Origin of the sequence: Psychrobacillus soli, from assembly GCF_006861775.1 — a bacterium.
Lineage (GTDB): Bacteria > Bacillota > Bacilli > Bacillales_A > Planococcaceae > Psychrobacillus > Psychrobacillus soli.
In genome coordinates this window covers 90,165-115,118 of sequence record NZ_VDGG01000001.1, presented here as the reverse complement: position 1 = coordinate 115,118, position 24,954 = coordinate 90,165, and the positions used below count along the sequence as shown (strand labels likewise).

Sequence of the window (24,954 nt, the reverse complement as noted above, 5' to 3'; positions counted from 1 at the left end):
TCGTACTTATGCACAGACTGGGGATAAGATGTGCATAAGTTTTGTATTTTCTATATATTGTGTCTCATTTGCACACAACTATGTGGATAGTCTAGTTTGAAATCTGTGGATAATGTGTATAAGTCTGTTGATATGTTGGTGTTACTAGTTTTTTCATGTGAATAAGATTGTGGAAAATGAAATCGAGAAAAAAAGTACTTGACCAACATATATAGACAAAATTCGACATTCAACTTTGCAATAAATAGTTGAACGTGACAAACTACAAAAAAGAGATTCCCTTCATAGGAATCCCTTTAGTTTGAAGCTATTTCTTCTATTAATTCTTGTAACTCTAGCCATTCATTTGACAATTCATCTTGTGTTTCTTTTAATGCATCCAGTTCTACTTGCAATTGTTGTACTGCTTCGTGGTCTTGGAATATTGCTGGATCACAAAGTTTTTCTTCTATAGAAGCTATCTTGGAATCCACTTTTGGAATCTGTGCTTCTAGCTCTTCCAGTTGACGACGTAATTGACGTTCCTTCTTTTTTGCTTCTTTATCAATTGTGGAAGTGTTTGCCTTCACAACAACTGTTTTCTCTATAACAGCATTTTCCGCTGCAAGCTCTTCTAGTTCTTCTTTCTTTTCCAAGTAGTAGTCATAATCTCCTAAGAAAAAGGTCGCTTGATCGCTAGATAACTCAATCACTTTAGTTGCGATTCGGTTAATAAAATAGCGGTCATGTGATACAAAAATAATGGTCCCTGGAAAGTCGAGTAATGCATTTTCAAGTACTTCTTTACTATCTAAATCTAAATGGTTTGTCGGCTCATCTAGTACAAGTGTATTCGCTTTTAGTAGCATTAATTTAGCTAGTGCAAGTCTTGCTTTTTCTCCGCCTGATAAGGTAGCAATTGTTTTTTGTACATCATCGCCGCTAAATAGGAAGCGTCCTAAAACAGTTCGGACATCTCTTTCATTCATCAGTGGCCATTCGTCCCACAGTTCTTGTAATGCGGTTTTATTGCCAGTGAGTGCGGCTTGTTCTTGGTCATAGTAACCAAATTGAACGTTTGTCCCATATTGGATTTTCCCAGCATTAGTATCCAATTGTTTCATCAGTGTTTTCAGTAGAGTGGATTTTCCAACACCATTCGGTCCGACGAGTGCAATTCGATCTTGTTTATAGACGGAAAATGAAATATTCGATGAGACTGTTTTGTTTGGATATCCAACGGAAACTTCCTCTAATCGTAATACATCATTACCACTTGGGCGATCGATTGAAAATCCAAAAGTAGCCGATTTTTCATCGCCATCTGGGGCATCCATCCAGTCTGTTTTTTCAAGGACTTTCCGTCTAGATTGTGCCATTTTTGTCGTGGAAGCACGTGCTAGATTTTTGCTCACAAAGTCTTCTAATTTTGCTTTTTCTTCCTGTTGTTTCTCGAATTTCTTTTTGTCGAGCTCATAGTTTTTCGCTTTGTCATCTAAATAAGCACTGTAATTCCCTACATATCTAGTTACATTATGGCGAGAAACTTCATATACAAAGTTCACGACTTGATCTAAAAAGTATCGGTCATGGGAAACGATTAAAATGGCCCCATTATAGTTTTTTAAATAATTTTCTAAAAAGCTAAGTGTTTGGATGTCTAAATGGTTCGTTGGCTCATCTAGGATAAGTAAATCAGGCTTGCTGAGTAACATTTTCGCGAGTGCCAGTCTCGTTTTTTGCCCACCAGATAATGCTTGTACAGGTTTCTCATAATCTTCAGGGAAAAACTGCATCCCGTGTAAAATAGAGCGAATGTCCGATTCGAATCGGTAACCTCCTGCTTCATTGAAAGCAAGTTGTAATTCATCGTACGCTGCAGTGACGCGTGCATAGCTTTCGGCATCTTCATATATAGAAGGATCTGCCATTTGTGCTTCTAGTGAACGCAGTTCTTTTTCCGAATCGATTAAATGGCTAAAAATAGATTTCATTTCATCCCATATGGAAAGCTTCGATTCAAGTCCTGCATGCTGCTCTAAATAGCCGAGGCGTACAGTTTTTGGCATGATGATATCGCCGGAATCATACGACATTTCACCGGCAATTATTTTAAGTAAAGTAGACTTTCCAGCACCGTTTCGTCCGACGAGTGCAACACGATCTCGGTCTTGCACTTCTAGCTTTACATTTGTTAATATATCTTCTCCGTTAAAGGATTTTGTTACTTGATTGACTTGTAAAACAATCACAATTATTCGCACCTCAATTCTATCCTAAGTGTAATAGATAGGACGGTACGTTGCAACGACCTAGCTTTACAAGGAAGGAAATGTCTAGTAATATAAAAACGATTTGTACCAATGAAATAGGAGGGTTTTTCATGAGACCTGAACTTCCAAGAATTCCTCAAGCAACAACGAAAAGACTTCCCTTATATTATAGATTTTTACAAAGCTTTCATAATGCAGGGCATAAACGAGTTTCTTCCCAAGAGCTAAGCGAAGCAATGAAAATAGATTCCGCAACGATTCGAAGAGATTTCTCGCATTTTGGTGCACTCGGTAAAAAAGGATACGGCTACGATGTGCAGACACTCCTAGAATTTTTCCGAAAGACTTTGGATCAAGACGAAGCAGCGCATGTAGCATTAATAGGTGTAGGTAGCTTAGGGACAGCATTCCTTAAGTACAATTTCCAGAAAAATCATAATACTAAAATTGTCGTTGCTTTTGACACGAAAGCACCAGTAGAAGGAATAATTAAAAGTGATATTCCTGTTTTTCATCCAAGTGTGATGGAAGCGAAACTTGCCGAGTATGGGATTGAATTAGTAATTTGTACAGTTCCAAGCCGCTCTGCACAAGAAGTAGCCGATCGTTTAGCGAAAACCGGTATTAAAGGTATTTTGAACTTTACTCCGGTTAGATTAGCTGTTCCAGAAACAATACGTGTTCATACGATTGACTTATCTGTCGAGGTGCAAACACTGATCTACTTAATACGAAACGAACATACTGAAGAATGAAAGAAAAGCCTTCCAACTGCTTGATGGAAGGCTTTTTTTAAGGCATTTGTGAATAGGTTTCTAGAAACTTTTGTATCGTTTCACCGTAAAATTGGACAATTACCACAAATCCATTCAGTAACATATGGGAAATAATTGATGCAATAATGCGTTTTGTCTTGTAATAAATAAACGCGAATATAAACCCAGACACCGCATATAGTAGGAGGTGTGTAAACTCAAAGTGTATGACTGCAAAAGCAATTGCACTAACAAGCGCCGCAACAAAAAAGTTGGTTTTAGGCAATAAAGAACCGAAAATGATACGGCGGAAAATTAATTCTTCTAATATAGGAGCGAAAATAACGATAGAAAAAATGGCAAAAGGGACACTATGCGCAATCTCTATAAATTGCTCCGTATTTGCAGAACCTGGTTCAACTCCAAGTACAAGCTCCAAATTCGCTGCAATAATTTGACCAAAAAAAACAAGGAAAAACCCAATGATACCCCACCCGATTGCTTTGCCTAAAGTAGCTTGCTGTCCTTTTAATGGGCGTAGGAACGTCTTATCTTTACGAATAATGAGCAGTGTAACGAGGGTGGCGATTCCCATACTGATGAATACCCACCAACCGAAAGTGGTAAGCACAGGATCTTTTACATCCATTGTTTGCATTAATTTATGGAGGAGTGGTACAAAAAGAGCTCCTGAAAGCTGCATCACACAGTAGATGATTAAAATGTATAATCCGGTTTTTTGTTGTTTCATGTAAAATGATTCCTCTCTATATTAACAATCTTCTTTTATTGTAAAGGAAATAAGAGATAAAAGAAAAAGTTAGCCTTCTTACTTGCAAAATGTTCTGTAATTAATTATTATTATAAGTGTGTTAGCACTCGAAGAGTAAGAGTGCTAATAATATAAAATTCGACAAATTTAGGGAGGTTGTTTCACTTGTTAAGACCATTAGGTGATCGTATCGTAATCGAATTAATCGAAGTAGAAGAAAAAACAGCATTCGGCATCGTTCTTCCAGACTCTGCTAAAGAGAAACCACAGGAAGGGAAAGTAGTTGCTGTAAGTTCTGGACGAGTACTTGATAACGGCACTCGTGTAGAATTGGACGTAAAAGAAGGAGACCGCATTATCTTCTCTAAATATGCAGGTACAGAAGTAAAATATGAAGGCACTGAATATTTAATATTACGCGAAAGCGATGTTCTAGCAGTAATTGGCTAATAAAAAATAGAGACAAAACTTAGGAGGTAACTAAATCATGGCAAAAGAAATTAAGTTCAGTGAAGACGCTCGTAGTGCAATGCTACGTGGGGTGGATAAACTTGCAGACGCTGTAAAAGTAACGCTTGGACCAAAAGGACGTAACGTCGTTCTTGAAAAAAAATTCGGTTCACCACTTATTACTAATGATGGTGTAACAATTGCAAAAGACATCGAGTTAGATGATGCATTTGAAAACATGGGTGCAAAACTAGTTGCAGAAGTTGCTTCTAAAACAAACGATATCGCTGGTGATGGTACAACAACTGCTACTGTTTTAGCTCAATCAATGATCCGTGAAGGATTGAAAAACGTAACAGCTGGAGCAAACCCAGTTGGAATCCGTAAAGGAATCGACCTAGCAGTTGCAGCAGCAGTTACAGAGTTAAAAGCAATTTCTAAACAAATCGAAGGTAAAGAATCGATCGCACAAGTTGCGGCTATCTCTTCTGGAGATTCTGAAGTTGGCGAATTAATCGCAGAAGCTATGGAACGCGTTGGAAACGACGGAGTTATTACAATTGAAGAATCTAAAGGATTCACTACAGAGCTTGACGTAGTAGAAGGTATGCAATTCGACCGTGGATACGCATCTCCTTATATGGTAACAGATTCAGATAAAATGGAAGCAATTTTGGACAATCCATATATCTTAATTACAGATAAAAAGATCTCTAGCATTCAAGAAATTCTTCCAGTGTTAGAGCAAGTTGTACAACAAGGCAAACCACTTTTACTAATCGCTGAAGACGTAGAAGGGGAAGCATTAGCTACTCTAGTTGTAAACAAACTACGCGGGACATTCAATGCTGTGGCTGTAAAAGCTCCAGGATTCGGAGATCGTCGTAAAGCAATGCTAGAAGATATTGCTATCCTAACTGGCGCTGAAGTAATTACAGAAGATTTAGGACTAGATTTAAAATCTACAGATATTACACAACTTGGACGAGCTTCAAAAGTTGTCGTTACAAAAGACAACACTACAGTTGTGGAAGGTAACGGAGAATCAGATCGTATCGCTAGCCGTGTAGGTCAAATCCGTGCGCAATTAGAAGAAACTACTTCTGAATTCGACAAAGAAAAACTACAAGAGCGCTTAGCTAAACTTGCTGGTGGTGTTGCAGTAGTGAAAGTCGGAGCAGCAACAGAAACAGAACTAAAAGAACGCAAACTTCGTATTGAAGATGCGCTAAACGCAACTCGCGCAGCTGTAGAAGAAGGTATCGTTTCTGGTGGTGGTACTGCACTAGTAAACGTGTACAACAAAGTAGCGGAAATCGCTGCAGCTCAAGAAGGCGACGTAGCAACTGGTCTAAAAATCGTACTTCGTGCGCTTGAAGAACCAGTTCGTCAAATCGCAAACAACGCTGGCTTAGAAGGTTCAATCGTAGTGGACCGTCTAAAACGCGAAGAAATCGGTACTGGTTTCAACGCAGCTAACGGTACATGGGTAAACATGATCGACGCTGGAATCGTGGACCCAACTAAAGTAACTCGTTCAGCACTTCAAAACGCTGCATCTGTAGCTGCATTGTTCTTAACGACAGAAGCAGTAGTAGCAGACATTCCAGAACCAGCAGGCGGCGGAATGGGCATGCCTGATATGGGTGGCATGGGCGGCATGATGTAATAAGCCGCTTCAACCCTTGATATGTATGGGTTTGTATGTAAGGTGAGAGTGAAATGCTAACATTTTGCTAACATAGAGGATAATTTAGAGGCTTCTCATGAGTTGTGCAAACTTTTGGGAAGCTTCTTTTTTCATTTCTTTTGTAACGTGGAGATAGACGTTTTTGGTGATTTGATCATCTGAATGACCAAGTCTATCCATAATTTGTTCAAGTGCTACACCCGCCTATACAAGAAGTGATGTATGGGTATGTCGTAAAGAGTGTGGGGTTAATTCAGGATTTAAATTTGCCCGTTTCAGCAGTCTTGCCATTCTAAGTTGTACCATTTTGATAACGATTGGATATCCAGGCTGTCGTTCAGTTTTTGCAAAGATAAAGTGCTGATTATTATAAGCATCTCCTAACTGTTCGCTGATTTTTTCTTGTTTTTCTTTGTGATCCTTTAAGGCCTCTATCACAACCTCATCGACAACGACTTTTCTTCTGGATTTTTTCGTTTTTGGTGTCACCAATAGAAACTTAACTGTATTATTATTGGGATTGCAATATGTTTTGGTAAAGCTGATTGTCTGATTCACGAAATCAATATCTTTCCACTTGAGCGCTACTAATTCCCCAACACGAATTCCTGTGTATGAGAGGATAAGGAATATTAAGTAGTCTAACTCCAACCCCTGCTTCTTAGCGGTTTTTAATAATATTGCAAGCTCTTCCTTTTCCAAGTACTTTGGTATTTCTTCTTCCTCCAATTGCTCGATTGTTTTTTTATCCTTTTTTAGATAGGCAAACTCAGTAGGGTCTTTCTTGATTAGCTCCAGCTCTAATGCTTTCCGAAAAATCATTTTTCCAGTTAGGTGTATTCCCTCCCTTGTACTATCAGAATATCCTCTGTCCTTTAAATCGTTCAATGCATCCTGGTATCTCTTACTTGTGATGTCCTTCAATTTCAGCTGAGAAAAGTAGGGCAACAACTTATTGATTTCATAAATCCGGACTCGAATCGTTCCGGGCTTCACATCTTTTGCTTCCTTTTACCAGTAATCGGATCTATTCCAATGTCGATTGTAAAGGCCCATTTGGAACCACAAGTACATCTTTTCTTCTTGCACGAACAACCTCTTTTGTAGAAATGTCCTTTCATTGAATGACCTCGCTTTCCATAGTATTTTTATTACTGATATCCATTATTTCCATTTTGAAGGTTAACGATTCCTATGATTAAAGTATTAATTAGCTAAAAATGTTAGAAAGAGAACAGACAAGTAAAAAAGAACATGTTTCAATGAAAACATGTTCCTTCTCTTCACTCGTATTCCGATAATTCTTCGTAATGTTCTTCTTCTGGGTATGAACCGAAAATACGTTTTGGGTAGTCCAATCCGCCATCAATACCTACTGCCTCACATGTGCATAAGTGAAAGTCATGAGTAGTTTTCGATTGTATCTCCACAATGTTTGCACCGTATTCGATTTCTTTTTAATTTTTTCTTCATCGTCTCTGCCACAGCTACTCTCTCTAAGTATAATTGTATTTTAAAATTAATGTAACTTAGTTGTACACAATAAATATTTTCTTTGAAAAGCTATTTTAAATACAAGGCTCATTAATCAGTTGTGGTCAGCCTGTGAAAAAGTATACTTAAAACTAACGGTTAGTTGAAGGGTGTTGTTTAACTTGTGTTCAACAATCGGGCCAGATTGTTGAGGAAAGTAAACACATATTTATAGCTAGTCAAACTATAAATTCGGTTTTTTATTGGATAAGCATAAAACTAATTTTTGTTATTGGTTAGGGACGTACCTAAAACAGTAGCATATGATAGTAAGAGAAATCTGTGAAGGGAGTGGGAAAAATGTATTATAATCCTTATGGGTATCCATATCAAAACCCTTACTATGTTAATGTGCCAATGTATAATTTTAGTGTAAAATCGAATTGCTGGACTAATCCTAATGAGATGATTCATGCAACTCAATTTGGTTCTCTTCATGCCCCCGTAGGTAATAATAGAATGGTATTAAGAGATTATGGACCAAACTCATTTGTCATTAATATTAATGAAGCAACGAAACAAAACAATACTTATAGAACTGCTATATGGACTGGAGATTATTTGCAGGTTACATTAATGAGTCTAAATCCAGGAGAAGATATCGGACTAGAAATGCATCCAGATGTTGATCAATTTTTACGTATTGAACAGGGGCAGGGTTTTACTCAAATGGGCAGGAATAAAGATAATTTAAACTTTAAAAGAAATGTACAGGATGATTCGGCAATCATGATACCTGCTGGAACATGGCATAATCTAACAAATACAGGTAATATTCCATTAAAGCTTTATTCAATATATGCTCCGCCTAACCACCCATTCGGAACTATTCATGTTACTAAAGCAGATGCGATGGCTGCGGAACAAGGTGAAGGCCATAGCAATGGAAATACAGTTATTTCTGGCAAGACTCCAGATGAATGGGTACGGTACATTGAATTTTTGGTAAATGAAGGATTAGAGGATGTTTCAAGAGGAATAAATGCTACTCATATTCTTCAAGAATTTATTCTAATGGGGGTTCTTGTAGGAAAAGGATATTCTCCTGAAAAAGCATATGAAACAGTGGAAGAATGGGAACGGACAGGGAATTCTAAACTTCTTCAACAAAGTAAAAATATGTAGAAAAAATGTAATAGATATAGCCAATAGATGAATTAGAATGTTAGAGTTTTATCTATTTGGCTAAACGTTTTAAATGCAGAAGATATTTTGAAGTAATTCATTTAAACAAATAAGTGCAATACTTGAACAGAGAAACACTTTTATCTTGTGTTTCTCTGTTTTATACTTAGAACACTTATTTTATGAGGATACCTTGTCACACAAAATTTGCTGAATACTGTTGGTGATTTTGATACATTTTACTGAGTATTCTGAATAATAAACTTTAACAACTTCTTTTGTTTCTCATATGTAAACAATTGTATGGTCCAAGCCACAATTAGTACCAATAAATTATCTAAAGATATTAGGTGTATTAAAATTAATAATTTAATTTGTTGACATTATACCTACAGGGGTATATTATGTGTATATCAGCAATGAGTAAATCTGTTAAGGAGGCAACTTACTTGAATTCATATGACGATAAAGTAAGAAATCGAGTGAAACGTATGGAGGGTCAACTTCGAGGCATCTTAAAAATGATGGACGAAGGAAAAGACTGTAAGGATGTAATCACTCAACTTTCAGCTGTCCGTTCAGGAGTGGATCGTTCAATTGGTTTAATTGTTAGTCAAAACTTAATTGAATGTATCCAAAATGCTAACGGTGATGAGGAAGCATTAAATGAATCGGTACAAGAAGCTGTAAATCTATTTGTAAAAAGTCGTTAATTTATTTTAATCGACTTTTAATTTTTAAATCATAAAATACCCTTGTAGGTATAAAGGAGAGATTAAATGGAAGCCTGGATAATCATAATAGTTGCGATTCTATTTATTGCTTGGCGAATGATACCAACGAAAGGTACAAAAACCATTTCAACTGATACTCTAAAGGGTATGTTGAATGATAAGGATAGAGTATTTGTGGATGTTCGTACTCCTACTGAATATAAAGGCAGAAACATACATCAGTTTAAAAATATTCCTTTAGGATCTGATTTATCGAAGCTCCCAAAAGACAAAGAAATAGTGGTGATTTGTCAGAGTGGGATGCGAAGCGTACAAGCATGTAAAAAATTAAAAAAGTTAGGTTATGAAAAAGTTACGAATGTCCGTGGGGGCATGAGTTCTTGGAGAGGTTAAAAGAAAATAAAGGAGGATTTAATCAATGAAAGAAATTAGTGCAAAAGAAGTTCAACAACATATAGAAAATGGCGAGAAGCTAAATCTAATTGATGTGCGTGAAGTGGATGAAGTGAATGCAGGGCATATTCCTAGTATTATTCATATTCCGCTGGGATTACTTGAATTCCGTACGCATGAACTTGATAAAAGTAAACCTTATATTATGGTTTGCCGTTCTGGTGGACGCAGTGGCCAAGCTACACAATATTTAGAAAGTCAAGGTTTTGACGTAACAAATATGACTGGTGGAATGCTTTCATGGGAAGGTAAAGTTGAATAAACTTTGTCTTCAATAATTTTTTGAATAAAATAATACCCTTGCAGGTATAAAGGAGTTGTGAAATATGGCTATTAAAGCTGATGTACAATTAGACGCAAAAGGCTTGGCTTGTCCAATGCCAATTGTGAAAACGAAAAAAGCAATTAGCAATCTAGCGGATGGTCAAATATTAGAAGTGCAAGCAACAGATAAAGGCTCAATGGCTGATTTAAAAGCATGGGCTGAAAGTGTTGGCCATCAGTATATAGGAACAGTAGATGAAAATGATGTGTTACTTCATTATATTCGTAAAAGTAGTAACGAAGAAATAGAAGAAAAAACATTTGAACAAACAATTTCAAATGAAGAGATTATAGACCGTGCATCTAACGGTGGTATGATTCTAGATGTTCGTGAAGAAGCTGAATATGCATTTGGTCATATCGAAGGTTCTAAATCAATTCCCATGAGTGATTTAGAAGCTCGTTTAAATGAGCTGGATAAAGACAAAGAAATTTTTGTGATTTGTCGTACAGGAACTCGCAGTGATTTAGCTGCACAAAAATTAGCTGAAAATGGATTTACGAAAGTATATAACGTCTTACCAGGAATGAGTTCTTGGAACGGCGATTTATCAAAAAAATTATAAAAAATTAAATTAACTGGAGGAATTTTATTATGTCTAACAAAGTAGCAATTATCGCAAGTAACGGTGGTCTTTTTGACGCATATAAAGTATTTAATATAGCAACAGCAGCAGCAGCAACAGAAAAAGAGATAGCTATCTTCTTTACATTTGAAGGGTTAAATTTAATCCATAAACAAGGAATGCAACAACTGCCTATGCCTGAAGGTCGTGAACACTTTGCAGAAGGATTTGCGAAAGCAAACGTACCAAGCATTCCACAATTAGTAGAAATGGCTCAAGAAATGGGTGTTAAATTCATTGGTTGTCAAATGACAATGGACGTCATGGGCTTAACAAAAGAAGACTTTATTGATGGTATTGAAGTAGGTGGCGCTGTAACATTCCTTGAATTCGCTAAAGATGCAGCTCCTACTTTAACATTCTAATACCAAGTATAAAATTATGAAACGCTTAATTTTAAATCGTTAGAAAGACTAGTGGAAGGGTAAACCCCTTCCACTTAAAAAATCACAAAAATAATACCTGTGGGGGTAATTTGATATGACAGTAATTAAAATGACAGCAGCAGAAGTAGCTCGTAAAGTTATTGAAAATAAAGAGTTATTTATTTTAGACGTACGGAACAAAGATGCTTTTGAAGACTGGAAAATTGAAGGACATAGCTTCGATTATTTAAATATTCCTTATTTCGATTTATTAGATGGAGTAGATGAAATTTTGCCGAAACTTCCAACAGATAAAGATGTATTAGTGGTATGTGCAAAAGAAGGATCGTCTCTTATGGTGGCTGAAATGGTTTCAGAAGCTGGAAGCGACGTGTTCTACCTTGAAGGTGGTATGAAGTCTTGGAGTTCTTACCTTGAACCAATTAAAGTTGGTGATTTAACGGGAGGCGGGGAACTTTACCAATTCGTTCGTCTAGGCAAAGGTTGTCTTTCATATATGGTCATTTCGGAAGGGGAAGCGGCAATTATAGATGCGGTTCGTTTCACAGGTGTATTCACAAACTTCGCAAAAGAGAAAAATGTTGATATCAAGAACGTATTTGATACACACTTACATGCCGATCACATCTCAGGTGGTCGCCATATCGCAGAAGCAACAGGGGCAACATATTACTTGCCGCCAAAAGACGCAGAAGAAGTCGTATTTAATTACACACCTCTAGAAGATGGTTTAACTGTGAAAATTGGTGCATCCCAAATTGAAGTAGGCGCACTTTACTCACCGGGTCACACAATTGGTTCAACCTCATTTATCGTGGATGGCAAATATGTATTAACAGGTGATATTTTATTTATCGATTCAATCGGTCGTCCTGACTTAGCAGGTCTTGCAGAGGACTGGGTAGGCGATCTTCGCGAGACATTATACCGTCGTTACCGTGAACTAGCAGAAGATTTAATTGTGTTGCCGGCTCACTTTATGATTATCGATGAGATAAATGAAGATGGTACAGTTGCAAAACGTCTAGGTGATTTATTTGCAGAAAACCACGGTTTAAATATTGAAAGTGAAGAAGAATTCCGTCACACAGTAACAGAAAATTTACCACCACAACCAAATGCGTATGAACAAATTCGTCAAGTAAACATGGGTAAAATCACGCCAGAGAATGAGGAACAAACAGAAATGGAAATTGGTCCAAACCGCTGTGCAGTACGTTAATGTAAGAATTAGACGTGTGTGATCGTTAAGCAAAAATTTCGGCAAGCAATTAAGAGCATTCTTTCCTTGCCACTACATTTTATGAATCTAAAGGAGACTGATTAAATGGAAGTAAATCAAGTTTTAGACGCAAAAGGTTTAGCATGTCCTATGCCAATTGTACGAACAAAGAAGGCAATGGATACACTGGAATCAGGTCAAGTATTAGAAGTGCAAGTAACAGATAAAGGGGCGCTAGCTGACTTAACTGCTTGGTCAGCTGCAGCAGGCCATACCCTTTTAGAACATAAAGAAGAGGCGGATGTATTAACGTTCTATATAAAAAAAGCGTAAAAAATAAAAGACTAAAGCGATTTGCTAATTTTAATTGAATAGAAAGAGGGAACAACATGGATATAAATTATGTGATTCTCCTTTTCGTTATAGGGTTTATTAGCTCATTTCTTTCAGGGATGCTCGGTATTGGGGGTGCAATTGTTAAATACCCGATGCTTTTAATGATTCCACCGGTGTTCGGCTTTCAGGCGTTAACAGCACATGAAGTTTCCGGTATTAGCGCACTTGACGTACTATTTGTATCAATTGCAGGTGTCATCGGATTTCGGAAGGGTGGCTATTTAAATAAATCATTGATTACTGTGATGGGGGCATCTGTTTTAGTTGGTACATTGCTCGGTAGTTTTGGGTCACAATATTTAACGGAAGAACAAGTAAACATTGTATACGGAATATTAGCATTATTAGCAGCCATCATGATGTTCATTCCAAAAAAGAAAATTGATGATATTCCTTTAGACGAAGTCACTTATAACAAACCGCTTGCCGCAATACTCGCATTTATTGTTGGGATTGGTTCTGGTGTGGTAGGTGCTGGTGGAGGATTTTTATTAATTCCTATTATGCTATTAATTCTTCGGATTCCTACGCGAATGACCATAGCATCCAGCTTAGCGATTACTTTTATATCCTCCATTGCAGGTTCGATTGGTAAAATATCAACAGGGCAAGTAGAATATCAGACAGCGGTTATTGTGATCATTGCCGGACTGATTGCAGCTCCTATTGGTACTAAAATCAGTAAAAAAATGAATACAAAGATCTTACAAGGGATTTTAGCAGTTTTAATTTTAGGAACAGCAATCAAAATATGGATGGATATATTGTAGAAAAAACAGTTGTGTTTGGAATGGAATCATAGGGATCTATATACTACGCTTCTGAGAAAGAAAAATAAAATAATAGGAGGATTTTATGGAATTTCACTATACAGTTCTAACAACTAAAACGATTGATGAAGCGATTGCATCTATTGAACAAAATCTTAAAGAAAATAAATTTGGGGTTCTTTGGCAACTTAACTTGACTGAAACTTTCAGAAAAAAGGCGTAGATAGTTATAAAAAGCCATACCGAATTCTCGAAGTTTGCAATCCAGTAGAAGCGGCACGTGTAATAGAGCATAATCCTTTAGTGGGTTATTTCTTACCTTGTAAAATTACCGTTTATGAAGAAGAGGGAAAAACAAAAATAGGGCTTCCTAAGCCAACTGCTATGATAGGTTTATTAAACGATGCTGAATTAATTTCAATAGCAGAAAAAATTGAAAAAATCCTCATAGATGTATTAGAAAAAAGTAAATAATTAATAATAGGACAGGAATGCAATGAAGTAATGCATACCTGTTTTTTCTTCTTATTAGCAAATGAACAGTTAAATCTATAAGAATTTGAAATTTAGTTGATATAAGTATATTACGGAGGAATGTACTTAGATTATGCCAGCTAATAGAAGCTGATTGTTATTCAATTAAAGGGCGCGATTGTGGAATAAGCATCTCAATTCTTCTAGGGAGAGGAATTTTATAATAAGTGATGCATTAAAATTCCTCAAGTAGATTATAATAGTTATACACAAAGTTATGACGGGTGGTTTTTAGGATTTAGCCTAAAAACCACTATTTTTTATCGTTAAATTTTTAATACGGATAATAAATGTATATAGAAAGCAAAAATAACTATTTTACTTTCTACTGCTTAATTTTCTATGCGAGTTTTTTTCATTAATTCACTAAATTTATCGGCAGCTTCTGTTTTCATGTCAGTTGTTACATGAAGATATACTTTTCTTGTCACGTCATCATCTTGATGACCTAATTGATCCATAATTTCTTCAAGACCTACTCCTGCTTCAGCGAGAAGTGATGTATGGGTATGGCGAAGAGAGTGTGGCGTGATATCAGAATTGAACTCAGTTTTTCCTAATAATCTAGTCATTCTAGTCTCCACCAATTTAAATAAAATTGGAAATCCGGGATGACGATTTATATTGGCAAATACATAATCACCATTGTTATATGAGTTACCATAATGCATAATGGGTTTTTCTTGTTCTGCTTTATGTTTAATTAATTTACCTATAATTTCATGGTCTACTACAATTTTGCGTCTGGATTTCTTTGTTTTAGGAGGAACTAATACATATTTTTTAGTATTATTATCAGGATTATAGTAAGTCTTTGTAATACTGATAGTTTTCTTTTTGAAATCGATATTTCTCCATTTAAGGGCTACCAATTCACCTACTCGTATTCCGGTATATGATAAAATTAAGAAGATTAAGTAATCCATATAGAGTCCGTATTTCCGAACTGTTTTCAAGAATAATGCGAGTTCATCTTTTTCAAAGTATAATGGCAACTCTTCCTCATCGTCTTCAATAATGACCTCTTCATCAGGCTTGATATAAGCATTTATTGTGGGATTGAGTATAATCATTCTCTTATCTGTGGCTAGTTTAAAAATTAATTTTGCAGTAGTATGATAACCTTCGATTGTATTTAAAGCATAACCTTTTTCTTTTAAATCATCTAATATTGCTTGATACATTTCTTCGGTAATATCTTTTAGTTTCACATTAGAAAAGTATAGTAAGAATTTATTGATACTATATTTTCTTAAACGAATTGTTCCAGGTTTGGGGGCGGTGCTATGGATATAGTAAGTCAACCAGTCATTGGTAAAGTCTTCAAATAATATATTCGATTCTTCTATATAGGTTCCTTTGTTTATTTTATTCAGCAAATCTGCTGCAGCAATTTCTGCATCTTGTCTAGTATTAAAACTTCCTTGAGATTTTTGACGTCTTTCCCTTGTGAGTGGATCTTTCCTAATATCAATTACAAATGTCCAAGTGCATCCGCAGTTTTCAATTTCACAAGTACAATCTCGTTTATAATAATGTCCCTTCATCGTTAAGCCTCTCTATCATTCTTTTGTTTATTTTCCTTTTTCATAGTGATCCAATTTTTAAAATCTGTTTTTTCATCTCGTTTAGATGCACCAATTTCAAAATTTGGTATTCCTCCGAAATCAGGATGAATTTGAAATAGCTCGTAGACTCTTCTTCTTGAGATTCCAAGAAATTCAGCAAGATGTTGAGCTGTTAATGTATCAGGTAAAGATTCCTAAGTTGTGTATTGTTTTGTATTTTATATATGCTCCATATTTGTGTTTGTAAATAAAAATTCCCGCATAAGGACAAAGCTAGCTTGTAGCTTTGTAACCTCTGCGGGATTCGCTTATTCTCGAACTTGTACGAAAATACTTAATTGCGATATTCTTATAAGTCATCATTTTTTTTTATTATTGCATCACTTGTTGTAAAAGTGCATCAAAAATAAATAGAAAGAACCATTATTGTTTATTTTATACGAAGAAAAGTTTGGCACAGAATATGCATTATATAGATGCAAAATGGAAGGGGTTATAGCTCTTAGAGTTATTGTAATATTTTATCCTAAAAGTAGGATGAAACTGGTAAAAGAGGATGATTGGGTTTATTCATTATGAAATCACAATGAAAATTCGGGAAACGCTTTGGACTTTTATGTAGACTTACTTGGTTTAAAATTGTTATCAACTTGGGTTGCAAATGGCAATTATATTTTCGATATCGCAGAAATTGCTTAAGGACACATTATTGAGAAAAGTTGACGTGTTTTGTGTACAAAAAAAAAATTCAAAGAACAGTTTTCATTCATTTTAATTAAAATTGGATACAATGTTTAAGAAAATTACCGTTGAATAAGTCAAAATTATCTGATATCGTTATTTTTGTATCCAATTTAAAGAGGGTGATGAAGATTTTGGAAGAGGGAAATAAAAATTCTACAGTCGTGTCTGTAGTGAAAAAAGAATTAAGGAGAGCAATTTTGGATGGCTCCTTAAAAAAAGGAGATCGTGTTATTCAATCTAAATGGGCCGAAAGATTAAATGTAAGTAGAATGCCGATACGTGAAGCTCTTACTCAATTGCAAGGAGAGGGTCTCGTTGAAATCGTTTCGCATAAAGGAGCGGTTGTTACTCCGATTACCCGGGATGATTTTGAGGAAATTTACCAAACAAGAGCTTTACTGGAAGGTTTGGTTGTTGAAAAGTCCTTGCCGTTTTTAACAAACGAAGATAAAGAGGAACTTGGACGGATTCTTAACCAAATGGAATCACTAAAACTAACTGATGAGACAAGCGATCAATACATTGCATTGAACGCCGAATTTCATGAAAGGATTCGAAAAGGTTGCCCATGGAGGCGCGTTCATAAAATTGTCGAAACGCTTGGTATTTCACCAATAGCACCGACTTTATTAATTAACTATTATGATAAAACTCAACAAGATCATCGAAGGATATATGAAGCAGTCATGAGAGAAGATCCGCTAGAGTTAAGATTGGCAGTGGAATACCATATTTTACGCACGAAAAATAATTTGATGGAGTATATGGAGAAATTGAATCAAGCAAAAAGCCTTGAATGTAGTGAAGCTGGACCGGACTAGCCGGTATGAACAATAATTTAATTATGGTGAGGGACAAATTGGATTCATAGAAACACTAACCAGGGGGAGTTCAATGTGTATGATTTTGCAGTAGTTGGTGGTGGCATTGTGGGTTTATCAACTGGAATGGCAATTTATAAGCGATTTCCGAATGCGAAAGTAGTAGTTTTTGAAAAGGAAGATAAACTGGCATTTCATCAAACGGGACATAATAGTGGCGTTATTCACTCGGGTATTTACTATAAGCCAGGCAGTTATAAAGCTCGTTTTGCCCGCGAAGGGAACAAGTCCATGGTCGCGTTTTGTGCTGAGTATAATATTAAACATGATATTTGTGGGAAAGTCATTGTTGCAACGAAGACAGAGGAGCTACCTCTACTAGAGGAACTGTATGAACGCGGCATTCAAAATGAATTGTTGATTGAGAAGCTGACAAGAGAGCAAATAAAAGAAGTTGAACCGCATGTAAAGGGCTTGGCGGCTATTCGCGTACCATCGGCGGGAATTGTGAATTATCGACAAGTAAGTGAGAAATTCGCTGAAATTATTAAAGAACACGGCGGAGAAATTCGATTGGGAACTAAAGTTGAAAAAATGGTGGAAGAAGATGATGGAGTAACGATTAAAACAAGCAAGGGAACCGAAAAAGCACGTATTTCGATCAATTGTGGCGGACTCCAAAGTGATCAAATTGCCCTAGCGACTGGGTATAAGACAGAAATGAAAATCGTTCCCTTCAGGGGAGAATATTTCAAGCTGAAGCCGGAAAAAAGACATCTCGTGAAGAATTTAATTTATCCAGTTCCGAATCCTAAATTCCCTTTTTTAGGTGTTCACTTCACAAGGATGATTGACGGAGAGGTGGATGCGGGGCCGAATGCGGTGCTGAGCTTGAAGCGGGAAGGTTATAAAAAAACAGATTTGAATGTCAAGGAATTAATGGATGTCTTAACTTACGGAGGGTTCTGGAAACTGGCTAAACAGTTCATGAAAGAAGGGATTAGGGAATATAGCCGTTCATTTAGCAAGTCTCGCTTTACAGCAAGTCTGCAAGAGTTGATTCCTGAAATACAGGTAGGTGATTTGATTGCTGCCCCAGCTGGTGTGCGTGCTCAAGCCGTCAGAGATGATGGGAGTATGGTGGATGACTTTCAAATCATTACCGGAAAGAAAACAATACATGTGTGCAATGCACCTTCGCCAGCAGCAACCGCGTCTATTGAGATTGGAAAAGAAATTGTCAACAGGATTCCTGCTCAACAACATTTGATGGATCTACTTAACTTTCAGAAGGTATAAGTATATTTCATAAACAAGGAGCGAAAATGAATTCCAATATTTCAATAGAATGATGATTATTTAGTGGCCATACTTAATTTTTAGGAGAGAAAAAGATGCAGAAATTCGTTTTTTTTTTTAACTTCACACAAATTACATATGGGGTGGAAGTGATTTATCTAGTTAAAAAATCGTTCTAGAACAGCAATTTAAAAATGTACTGATTATTACTGAGCCAGGAATTAGGAAAGTTACAAAATGCGAGCTAGGAGCTGAAGTAATAGTTAGCTAAACACAATGGTATCTAGGGTGACATGGAATTTTAAATAGGAATTTTCTTCATAAAATTTATTGCAAGTTTGTAATGAGAGAATTGAGATGACTATAAAAGGAGTAAGATATGAGCACAGAAAATTTTTTGGAATGGGATATTGAGACACTGTCCAATGCTTTTGCGAGTAGAACGCTTTCTCCTGTTGAGGTAACGGAAAAACTGTTAGCGAATATACAAAAAGATAACGAACTTTCAAATACCTATATTACCGTGTTGACAGAAAAAGCACGGCAAGCAGCTAAACAAGCTGAAATAGAAATACAGCAAGGGCGTATAAAAAGTATTTTTCATGGTGTACCTATTGCTATAAAAGACCTGATTGATACAAAAGATATTCGAACGACGATGGGTTCACGTATTTTTAAAGACCGGATTCCAGGTGAGGACGCTACAGTTGTCACAAAACTTAAAGAGGCTGGTGCTATTATCATTGGGAAAACAAATACGCATGAATTTGCTTATGGTGCAAGTGGAGATAGGTCGTACTTTGGCTCGCCCGTTAATCCGTTTAACCCGAAGAAAATGCCTGGTGGTTCTAGTAGTGGCTCGGGAGTAGCTTTAGCTAAGAATCTTTGTTATGCAGCGTTAGGCACAGATACAGGAGGATCCATTCGAATCCCAGCATCCTACATGGGGATTGTCGGTATGAAACCATCTTACGGCAGAGTAAGTAAATATGGTGTATTTCCTTTAGCGTGGACTTTAGATCATGTAGGCCCAATGACTCGAAGTGTAAAAGACAATGCTTTATTGTTAAATGTTTTAGTTGGTCAGGATAAACGAGATGCATTTGCACTGCCCGACGCAACCGAAGATTTCACACGTTTTTTAAATACAGGGATAGAAGGAACAAGTATAGGTGTGCTTGAACTATCTGGTTTTGTAGAGAATGAAGTACGTATGCAATTTGAGCAAGCAATTCAACACTTTCAGCAGTTAGGCGCTATGATACGTGTTATAAAAGTAGAGGAGTATGACGCGCTATTAGCAGCTTTTCGAACGACAATGCAAGCAGAAGCGTATGCAGTTCATACGACAAATATCAAGAATTATCCCGATGGCTGGGACGCAGAGGTAAAAGAGCGGATTGTCAGTGGTGTGACTGTGACGGCGAAAGATTATATCGAGGCACAGCTATTAAAGCGACAGATGATACAAACTTACACTGAGTTCTTTCGGGACTTGGATGTCATAATTACACCAACAGTACCTATTGTAGCGGCAGATGTGAATCAACGAATCGTACAAGTGAATGGTATAGAGTATCCTATTGGTTTAGTACTCAATCATTACACAGGGCCATTAAATTTGACAGGGTTTCCTGCACTCTCATTGCCAATAGGGATATCTACATCAGGATTACCTATCGGGCTGCAAATCATTGGTCGTCCATTGTCAGAGGCGAACATATATCGTTTCGCTATGGCACTAGAATCAGTTATAAATAATAATTAATAAGGTTATCTTTCTGATTGATGACATGACTGGAAAGCATGAACACGTATCTAAAAGGAAAATCATTAAAAAGGAGGTTACATAGATGAAAGGGTTAGTTAAATTTGAAAAAGGTCCTTCGGGCGTTAGATTGATAGAAATAGAGTCAAAGCCATTACGTGAGAAGGAATTACTAGTAAAGATACATGCTGCCGGTATTTGTGGGACAGATCTTCATATTATGGAGGATGAATATCCATATAATGCGCCGGTTGTTCTTGGGCATGAGTATTCCGGAATTGTCGTTGAAGTAGGTAGTGAAGTAATGGATTTTTCCGTGGGCGATAGAGTAGTTTCTTTAACGGCGGCTTCTACGTGTGGTAATTGTGTTTATTGTGATCAAGGCTTACTTATGCTTTGTAAAGAAAAACAATCCATTGGTTCGCAAGTTGATGGTGCATTCACGGAATACATCACAATACCTGAAAAAATAGCATTTAAAATCACGAGCGGAGTTTCATTGGATGAAGCAGCCTTGACAGAGCCTTTAGCATGTGCGGTACGCTGTATTATGGAACGGGGAAATGTGCAAGGAGGCGATCTAGTCTTAGTGTCGGGTCCCGGAACAATTGGAATGCTTGCATTACTAGTTGCGAAAGCAAATGGTGGTCGTGTCGTTGTAGCAGGTACACATGCGGATCGTGAGCGATTAGAGTTTGCAAAGAAATTAGGTGCCGTTGACACGGTTGTGATAGATAGTGAAGAAAGTATGCAGCAAGTGATGGCAAAATATCCATTTGATGTTGCGATTGAATGTGCTGGTCACGAAGTTTCTTTAGATAATTGTATTCGTTTATTGAAAATGCAAGGGAATTTAATTCAAATGGGCTTATTTGGGAAAAAAATCAAATTCAATTCTGATTTGGTATTGATGAAAGAACTTCATTATTCGAACGGTTTTGCTACTGAACCAACGTCTTGGCGTATTGCGTTAAACTTGTTGGAGAATAAGTTAGTAGATGTGAGACCGTTAATTTCGAATAAGGTAGAACTTAGTGACTGGGAAAGAGGTATTCAATTAGTGAAGGATAAAGTAGGATATAAAACATTGCTTATTCCAAATGTATAGAAACTGATGCAGGGCATTAAATGGATTTGTGTTAGTTGGATACTTCATCACTGATGTTTTTTTACATCGTTATATCGCAGAGGCGCATCAATTTCTGTAAGAGTTATCTGATGAAGGAAATAAAAAGTGATTTATTCGGGAGTCAATTATTCATGTATTGGCTTTTATCGTATAAATTTCAGCAATAAAAAAATAAAATAGTGATTTATTCAACAAAAACTAAAAAACTAATAAAGTTGGCATAATATTTGCATTGATGTATAGGTGACAAATATTTTAGGGGGGAGAAAGACTTTAAGGAATAAATTCATTAAAAGTGTTGTCCATATGAGCATAAGGGATAAATCTTACTGTACGTGAAAATCGAAAGCGTTTACAAATCTACTTCTTCGAATTAAGGTTCGGAAGTAATTTATTTAGTAAATTAAATAGAGGTTTTCGAATTACGGCGAATACCAAACGCTCTAATGAACTAATGGAAGCAGAAGTATATCATCAAATGGGAAGATAACTAAATAAGAATTCGGAAAAGAGGAAAACAAATGAAAAAATTACTTTTTTTATTAACGTTATTGCTAGTATTCGTATTAGCGGCATGTGGACTGAGTGGAAATACTGATGGTGATGCAGGATCATCAGAGAATACGGATGGGGAAAGTTCAAATAAAACAAGTACGAAAGGCAGCATTGTGCTAAACATGAGCTTACCTGAAGGACCAGGTACAAAAAATGATGCAGGTGCTCAAGCGTTCAAATCAAAACTAGAGGAAATAACAAATAATGAATTGACAGTAAAAATTCATTACAGTAATGCTTTCGGTGGGGAACGTGAAGTGTATGAAATGATGGGGCAAAATACATTGGAACTAGCGCTTCAATCCAGCGGACCAATGGGAGTTTTTGATAAGAAAATGTATATTTTCGACTTACCATATTTGTTTAAAAACAGTGCTCATGCACGAGCAACTTTAGATGGAGAAGTGGGAGAAGAATTAGCGAAAACATTTGAGGAAGCAGCTAATGTTAAAATCCTTTCTTGGGTAGAAAATGGTTTTGTAGTTATTGGTAGCTCCGGCAAAAAAATCGAAAAAGTAGAAGATTTAAAAGGATATAAAATTAGGGTCCAAGAAAGTGAAGTACAAATTGATACTTGGAAAGCAGTTAACGCTATTCCTACACCAATGGCTTGGCCAGAAGTATATACAAGTTTACAACAAGGAGTTATCGATGGTCATGATCAAGCACTTATGGTTTTAGAAACAGGTGGTTTCGATGATATCCAAGATTCTGTAACCATTTTGGATGCGCGTTTTGTTGCTGCACCAATTTCAATGAGTTTAGATAAATTTAATTCACTATCGGAAGAGCACCAAGCAGCCCTTTTAGAAGCAGCTGAATACGGAAAAGAGCAAGGGAGAATAAAAATTGACGAAATGTACGCTTCATCTAAAAAGTATTTAGGAACTGAAGGTGGCATGGAAATTATTGAATTCTCGGATGAGGAAAAGCAAAAGTATTTAGATCAAGTACAAGATGTTTACGCAAAATGGACGTCAGTTATTGGTGAAGATTTAATTAAGAAAGTGCAAGATGCTAGAGACGAGTATTAATTAGTAACCTAGCAATCTTTATGAAAGTATACGAAGGTATTAAAGGGGGAATGTGAGGATGAGTAAGTTTTTTAGAATCCGTCTCCCTTTTTGCTTTTATCCAAAAAATTCTTCATTTAAGCGGATAGACCATACATAATGAAGTAGATAGTGGAAGATGAGTGAAATAAATTTTTGTAATAACGAAAAAACTAAGATATTTGTTTCATACTCAAGGTGGAAAGAAGGTGCATTCAATGGGGAAATTATACTCAATATGTAGTAATGCAATGGATAGACTGAACAAAGTGATCGGGTATGTACTAGCCCTTTTTTTATCTGTCATGGTAGCAGTTATATTTTATCAAGTGTTCAGTAGGTTCGTGATGGGAAGCTCTACATCGTGGTCGGAGGAATTAGCTAGGATTTTAATGCTCTATATCATCTTGCTGGGTGCTGCTATTGCTATAAGACGTGGACAACTATTGGCGGTAGAAGTACTGCCAGACATTTTGAAAGGTAACGCAAAGCGTAATTTAAGTATTATAACGAACGTATTTTCGGCGCTGTTTTGTGCAATTTTAGTATTTTATGGATATGGATTAGCGTTGAATGTATCTAGTCAAACATTACCTGGACTTGGCGTTTCTATGTTTTGGATGTATTTCGCATTACCATTTGGTGGTTTGTTGATTTTGGTGAACGCCGTCTTTAATATTTGGAGTATAATACGGGAGGTGAAAAAATGATTGCAGTATTCTTTATTTCACTTATTGCACTACTATTTTTAAGTGTGCCAGTTGCGTTTGCCTTGGGGCTTTCTTCTGTATTCGGCATTCTGTTGCACCCGTCATTAGACTTATCCGTTGTACCCCAGCGCGTTTTAATTGCAGTTAACTCATTTCCACTGATGGCTATTCCGTTTTTCATTTTAGCGGGTGGTCTGATGCAATCTAGTGGTATAGCGAGACGACTTGTAAATTTCGCGATGTCATTAGTAGGGCACTTAACAGGCGGATTGGCGGTAGTAGCCATAATTACTGCAATGTTCTTCGCGGCGATTTCAGGTTCCGGTACGGCGACAGTTATCACGATTGGAACGATTCTAATTCCAATAATGATTGCGAAAGGTTATCCGAAAGGCTTTACAAGTAGTACTTTAGCTGCTTCGGGTGCTCTAGGGATTATCATACCGCCGAGTATTCCGCTGATTTTATATGGTATCTCAGCACAAGTATCTGTAAGTGATATGTTCTTAGCTGGTATTTTTCCGGGTTTCATTATTACCGCCTCTTTAATTATTTTATCTTATTTCTTCTCTAAGAAAAATAAATTACCTAGAAGTGAAAGAAGTTCATTTAAGGAAATTGTAAGAGCGTTTGTAGAAGCAATTCCGGCTTTAATTATGCCAGTGATTGTTTTAGGTGGTATTTATAGTGGGATTTTTACACCGACAGAAGCATCTGTAATCGCGGTTGTATATGCTTTAATTGCAGGCATTATTTACCGTGAGTTAAGCATTTCAAATATAATCAAAACATTAGTAGATTCATCTGTTACTACTGCTATCATTATGATCATTATAGCGACCTCCGGGTTATTTAGTTTCTTTATTCAAATTAACTATATCCCAGATCTGATTGCAGATTTATTATCTACTGTAACAGGTAACCCATATGTATTCATGATTGTCATTAACCTAATTTTACTAGTTGTTGGTATGTTTATGGAAGGTTCAGCTGCGATTTTGATATTAACACCATTATTCTTACCATTGGCATTAACTGCTGGTATCGACCCGGTACATTTCGGGATTGTAATGGTTGTAAACTTAGCAATTGGTTTAATTACACCTCCTGTCGGACTGAATTTATTCGCTTCCGCGCAAATTTCGGGAATTTCGATAAAGGATATTACAGTATCCATCATTCCGTTCGTTATCGTGATGTTCATCGCAACGTTACTTATCAGTTTTATGCCGGTCTTCTCAATTTGGTTTAAGTTCTTCTAAGAGTCGCAATATGAGTAGTACTAT

General features: G+C 36.5%; 23 protein-coding genes and 2 pseudogenes. 20 read left to right on the top strand and 5 right to left on the bottom strand.

Annotated elements, in window-relative coordinates; all coding sequences use genetic code 11:
- Nucleotides 1-296: 296 nt before the first annotated feature.
- Nucleotides 297-2,231, bottom strand: a complete 1,935-nt coding sequence (locus tag FG383_RS00460; protein WP_142604876.1) for an ABC-F family ATP-binding cassette domain-containing protein — start codon at nt 2,229-2,231, stop codon at nt 297-299.
- Nucleotides 2,232-2,362: 131 nt separating this feature from the next.
- Between FG383_RS00460 and FG383_RS00455 the strand changes: the two genes are divergently transcribed.
- A complete protein-coding gene (locus tag FG383_RS00455) occupies nt 2,363-3,007 on the top strand; it encodes a redox-sensing transcriptional repressor Rex (protein ID WP_142604875.1) in 645 nt (214 codons plus the stop codon).
- 37 nt (nt 3,008-3,044) lie between these two features.
- On the opposite strand, the gene FG383_RS00450 is transcribed toward FG383_RS00455, so the two are convergent.
- On the bottom strand, nt 3,045-3,758 hold the full coding sequence (locus FG383_RS00450; RefSeq protein ID WP_142604874.1) for a CPBP family intramembrane glutamic endopeptidase: 714 nt from the start codon (nt 3,756-3,758) through the stop codon (nt 3,045-3,047).
- A gap of 186 nt (nt 3,759-3,944) precedes the next feature.
- Here FG383_RS00450 and groES point away from each other — a divergent pair, with 186 nt between their 5' ends.
- Both groES and groL read left to right on the top strand, forming a co-directional pair.
- A complete protein-coding gene (groES, locus tag FG383_RS00445; protein ID WP_093274211.1) occupies nt 3,945-4,229 on the top strand; it encodes a co-chaperone GroES in 285 nt (94 codons plus the stop codon).
- Nucleotides 4,230-4,266: 37 nt separating this feature from the next.
- Nucleotides 4,267-5,898, top strand: a complete 1,632-nt coding sequence (gene groL, locus FG383_RS00440; RefSeq protein ID WP_142604873.1) for a chaperonin GroEL — start codon at nt 4,267-4,269, stop codon at nt 5,896-5,898.
- An 84-nt stretch (nt 5,899-5,982) separates the two neighbouring features.
- Here groL and FG383_RS00435 read toward each other — a convergent pair.
- Together FG383_RS00435 and FG383_RS00430 are read right to left on the bottom strand one after the other, a co-directional pair.
- Nucleotides 5,983-7,040, bottom strand: a pseudogene (locus FG383_RS00435) (tyrosine-type recombinase/integrase).
- Between the two features lie 162 nt (nt 7,041-7,202).
- A complete protein-coding gene (locus tag FG383_RS00430) occupies nt 7,203-7,349 on the bottom strand; it encodes a DUF7695 domain-containing protein (protein ID WP_246096770.1) in 147 nt (48 codons plus the stop codon).
- A gap of 403 nt (nt 7,350-7,752) precedes the next feature.
- Between FG383_RS00430 and FG383_RS00425 the strand changes: the two genes are divergently transcribed.
- The 10 genes and pseudogenes from FG383_RS00425 (at nt 7,753) to FG383_RS00380 (ending at nt 13,962) form a co-directional block, all read left to right on the top strand.
- Nucleotides 7,753-8,577, top strand: a complete 825-nt coding sequence (locus tag FG383_RS00425; RefSeq protein ID WP_142604872.1) for a cupin domain-containing protein — start codon at nt 7,753-7,755, stop codon at nt 8,575-8,577.
- Between the two features lie 449 nt (nt 8,578-9,026).
- Entirely contained in the window at nt 9,027-9,290 is a 264-nt protein-coding gene (locus tag FG383_RS00420; RefSeq protein WP_036197604.1) for a metal-sensitive transcriptional regulator, read from the top strand.
- A 66-nt stretch (nt 9,291-9,356) separates the two neighbouring features.
- Nucleotides 9,357-9,704 (top strand): rhodanese-like domain-containing protein, encoded by a 348-nt coding sequence (locus FG383_RS00415; RefSeq protein WP_142604871.1) that lies wholly within the window; start codon nt 9,357-9,359, stop codon nt 9,702-9,704.
- Nucleotides 9,705-9,729: 25 nt separating this feature from the next.
- The gene (locus tag FG383_RS00410) at nt 9,730-10,026 is read left to right on the top strand and encodes a rhodanese-like domain-containing protein (RefSeq protein ID WP_142604870.1); all 297 of its coding nucleotides are present in this window, start codon (nt 9,730-9,732) and stop codon (nt 10,024-10,026) included.
- A gap of 64 nt (nt 10,027-10,090) precedes the next feature.
- Nucleotides 10,091-10,654 (top strand): sulfurtransferase TusA family protein, encoded by a 564-nt coding sequence (locus FG383_RS00405; protein ID WP_142604869.1) that lies wholly within the window; start codon nt 10,091-10,093, stop codon nt 10,652-10,654.
- 29 nt (nt 10,655-10,683) lie between these two features.
- Complete coding sequence (locus FG383_RS00400; protein ID WP_142604868.1) at nt 10,684-11,079, top strand: DsrE/DsrF/DrsH-like family protein; 396 nt, start codon at nt 10,684-10,686, stop codon at nt 11,077-11,079.
- Between the two features lie 115 nt (nt 11,080-11,194).
- Nucleotides 11,195-12,322: an MBL fold metallo-hydrolase gene (locus tag FG383_RS00395; RefSeq protein WP_142604867.1), complete on the top strand. Its 1,128-nt coding sequence runs from the start codon at nt 11,195-11,197 to the stop codon at nt 12,320-12,322.
- Nucleotides 12,323-12,427: 105 nt separating this feature from the next.
- Nucleotides 12,428-12,655: a sulfurtransferase TusA family protein gene (locus tag FG383_RS00390; protein WP_142604866.1), complete on the top strand. Its 228-nt coding sequence runs from the start codon at nt 12,428-12,430 to the stop codon at nt 12,653-12,655.
- Nucleotides 12,656-12,711: 56 nt separating this feature from the next.
- Complete coding sequence (locus FG383_RS00385; protein WP_142604865.1) at nt 12,712-13,488, top strand: sulfite exporter TauE/SafE family protein; 777 nt, start codon at nt 12,712-12,714, stop codon at nt 13,486-13,488.
- Nucleotides 13,489-13,573: 85 nt separating this feature from the next.
- Nucleotides 13,574-13,962: pseudogene (locus FG383_RS00380) on the top strand (DUF302 domain-containing protein).
- Between the two features lie 392 nt (nt 13,963-14,354).
- Here the strand turns inward: FG383_RS00380 and FG383_RS00375 are convergent.
- Complete coding sequence (locus tag FG383_RS00375) at nt 14,355-15,569, bottom strand: site-specific integrase (RefSeq protein WP_142604864.1); 1,215 nt, start codon at nt 15,567-15,569, stop codon at nt 14,355-14,357.
- Nucleotides 15,570-16,399: 830 nt separating this feature from the next.
- Here FG383_RS00375 and FG383_RS00365 point away from each other — a divergent pair.
- From FG383_RS00365 to FG383_RS00335, 7 genes are all read left to right on the top strand, one after another.
- Nucleotides 16,400-17,155 (top strand): GntR family transcriptional regulator, encoded by a 756-nt coding sequence (locus tag FG383_RS00365; protein WP_246096769.1) that lies wholly within the window; start codon nt 16,400-16,402, stop codon nt 17,153-17,155.
- Between the two features lie 75 nt (nt 17,156-17,230).
- Nucleotides 17,231-18,454 carry an L-2-hydroxyglutarate oxidase gene (gene lhgO / locus FG383_RS00360; RefSeq protein WP_142604863.1) on the top strand — a complete coding sequence of 408 codons (1,224 nt, stop codon included), beginning with the start codon at nt 17,231-17,233 and terminating at the stop codon, nt 18,452-18,454.
- Nucleotides 18,455-18,833: 379 nt separating this feature from the next.
- Nucleotides 18,834-20,222, top strand: a complete 1,389-nt coding sequence (locus tag FG383_RS00355) for an amidase (RefSeq protein WP_142604862.1) — start codon at nt 18,834-18,836, stop codon at nt 20,220-20,222.
- 85 nt (nt 20,223-20,307) lie between these two features.
- Entirely contained in the window at nt 20,308-21,330 is a 1,023-nt protein-coding gene (locus tag FG383_RS00350; protein WP_142604861.1) for an alcohol dehydrogenase catalytic domain-containing protein, read from the top strand.
- Nucleotides 21,331-21,872: 542 nt separating this feature from the next.
- Complete coding sequence (locus FG383_RS00345; RefSeq protein ID WP_142604860.1) at nt 21,873-22,940, top strand: TRAP transporter substrate-binding protein; 1,068 nt, start codon at nt 21,873-21,875, stop codon at nt 22,938-22,940.
- Between the two features lie 236 nt (nt 22,941-23,176).
- The gene (locus tag FG383_RS00340) at nt 23,177-23,668 is read left to right on the top strand and encodes a TRAP transporter small permease (protein ID WP_142604859.1); all 492 of its coding nucleotides are present in this window, start codon (nt 23,177-23,179) and stop codon (nt 23,666-23,668) included.
- Nucleotides 23,665-24,930 carry a TRAP transporter large permease gene (locus tag FG383_RS00335; protein ID WP_142604858.1) on the top strand — a complete coding sequence of 422 codons (1,266 nt, stop codon included), beginning with the start codon at nt 23,665-23,667 and terminating at the stop codon, nt 24,928-24,930. Before FG383_RS00340 ends, FG383_RS00335 begins: the two co-directional genes overlap by 4 nt.
- Nucleotides 24,931-24,954: the final 24 nt, after the last annotated feature.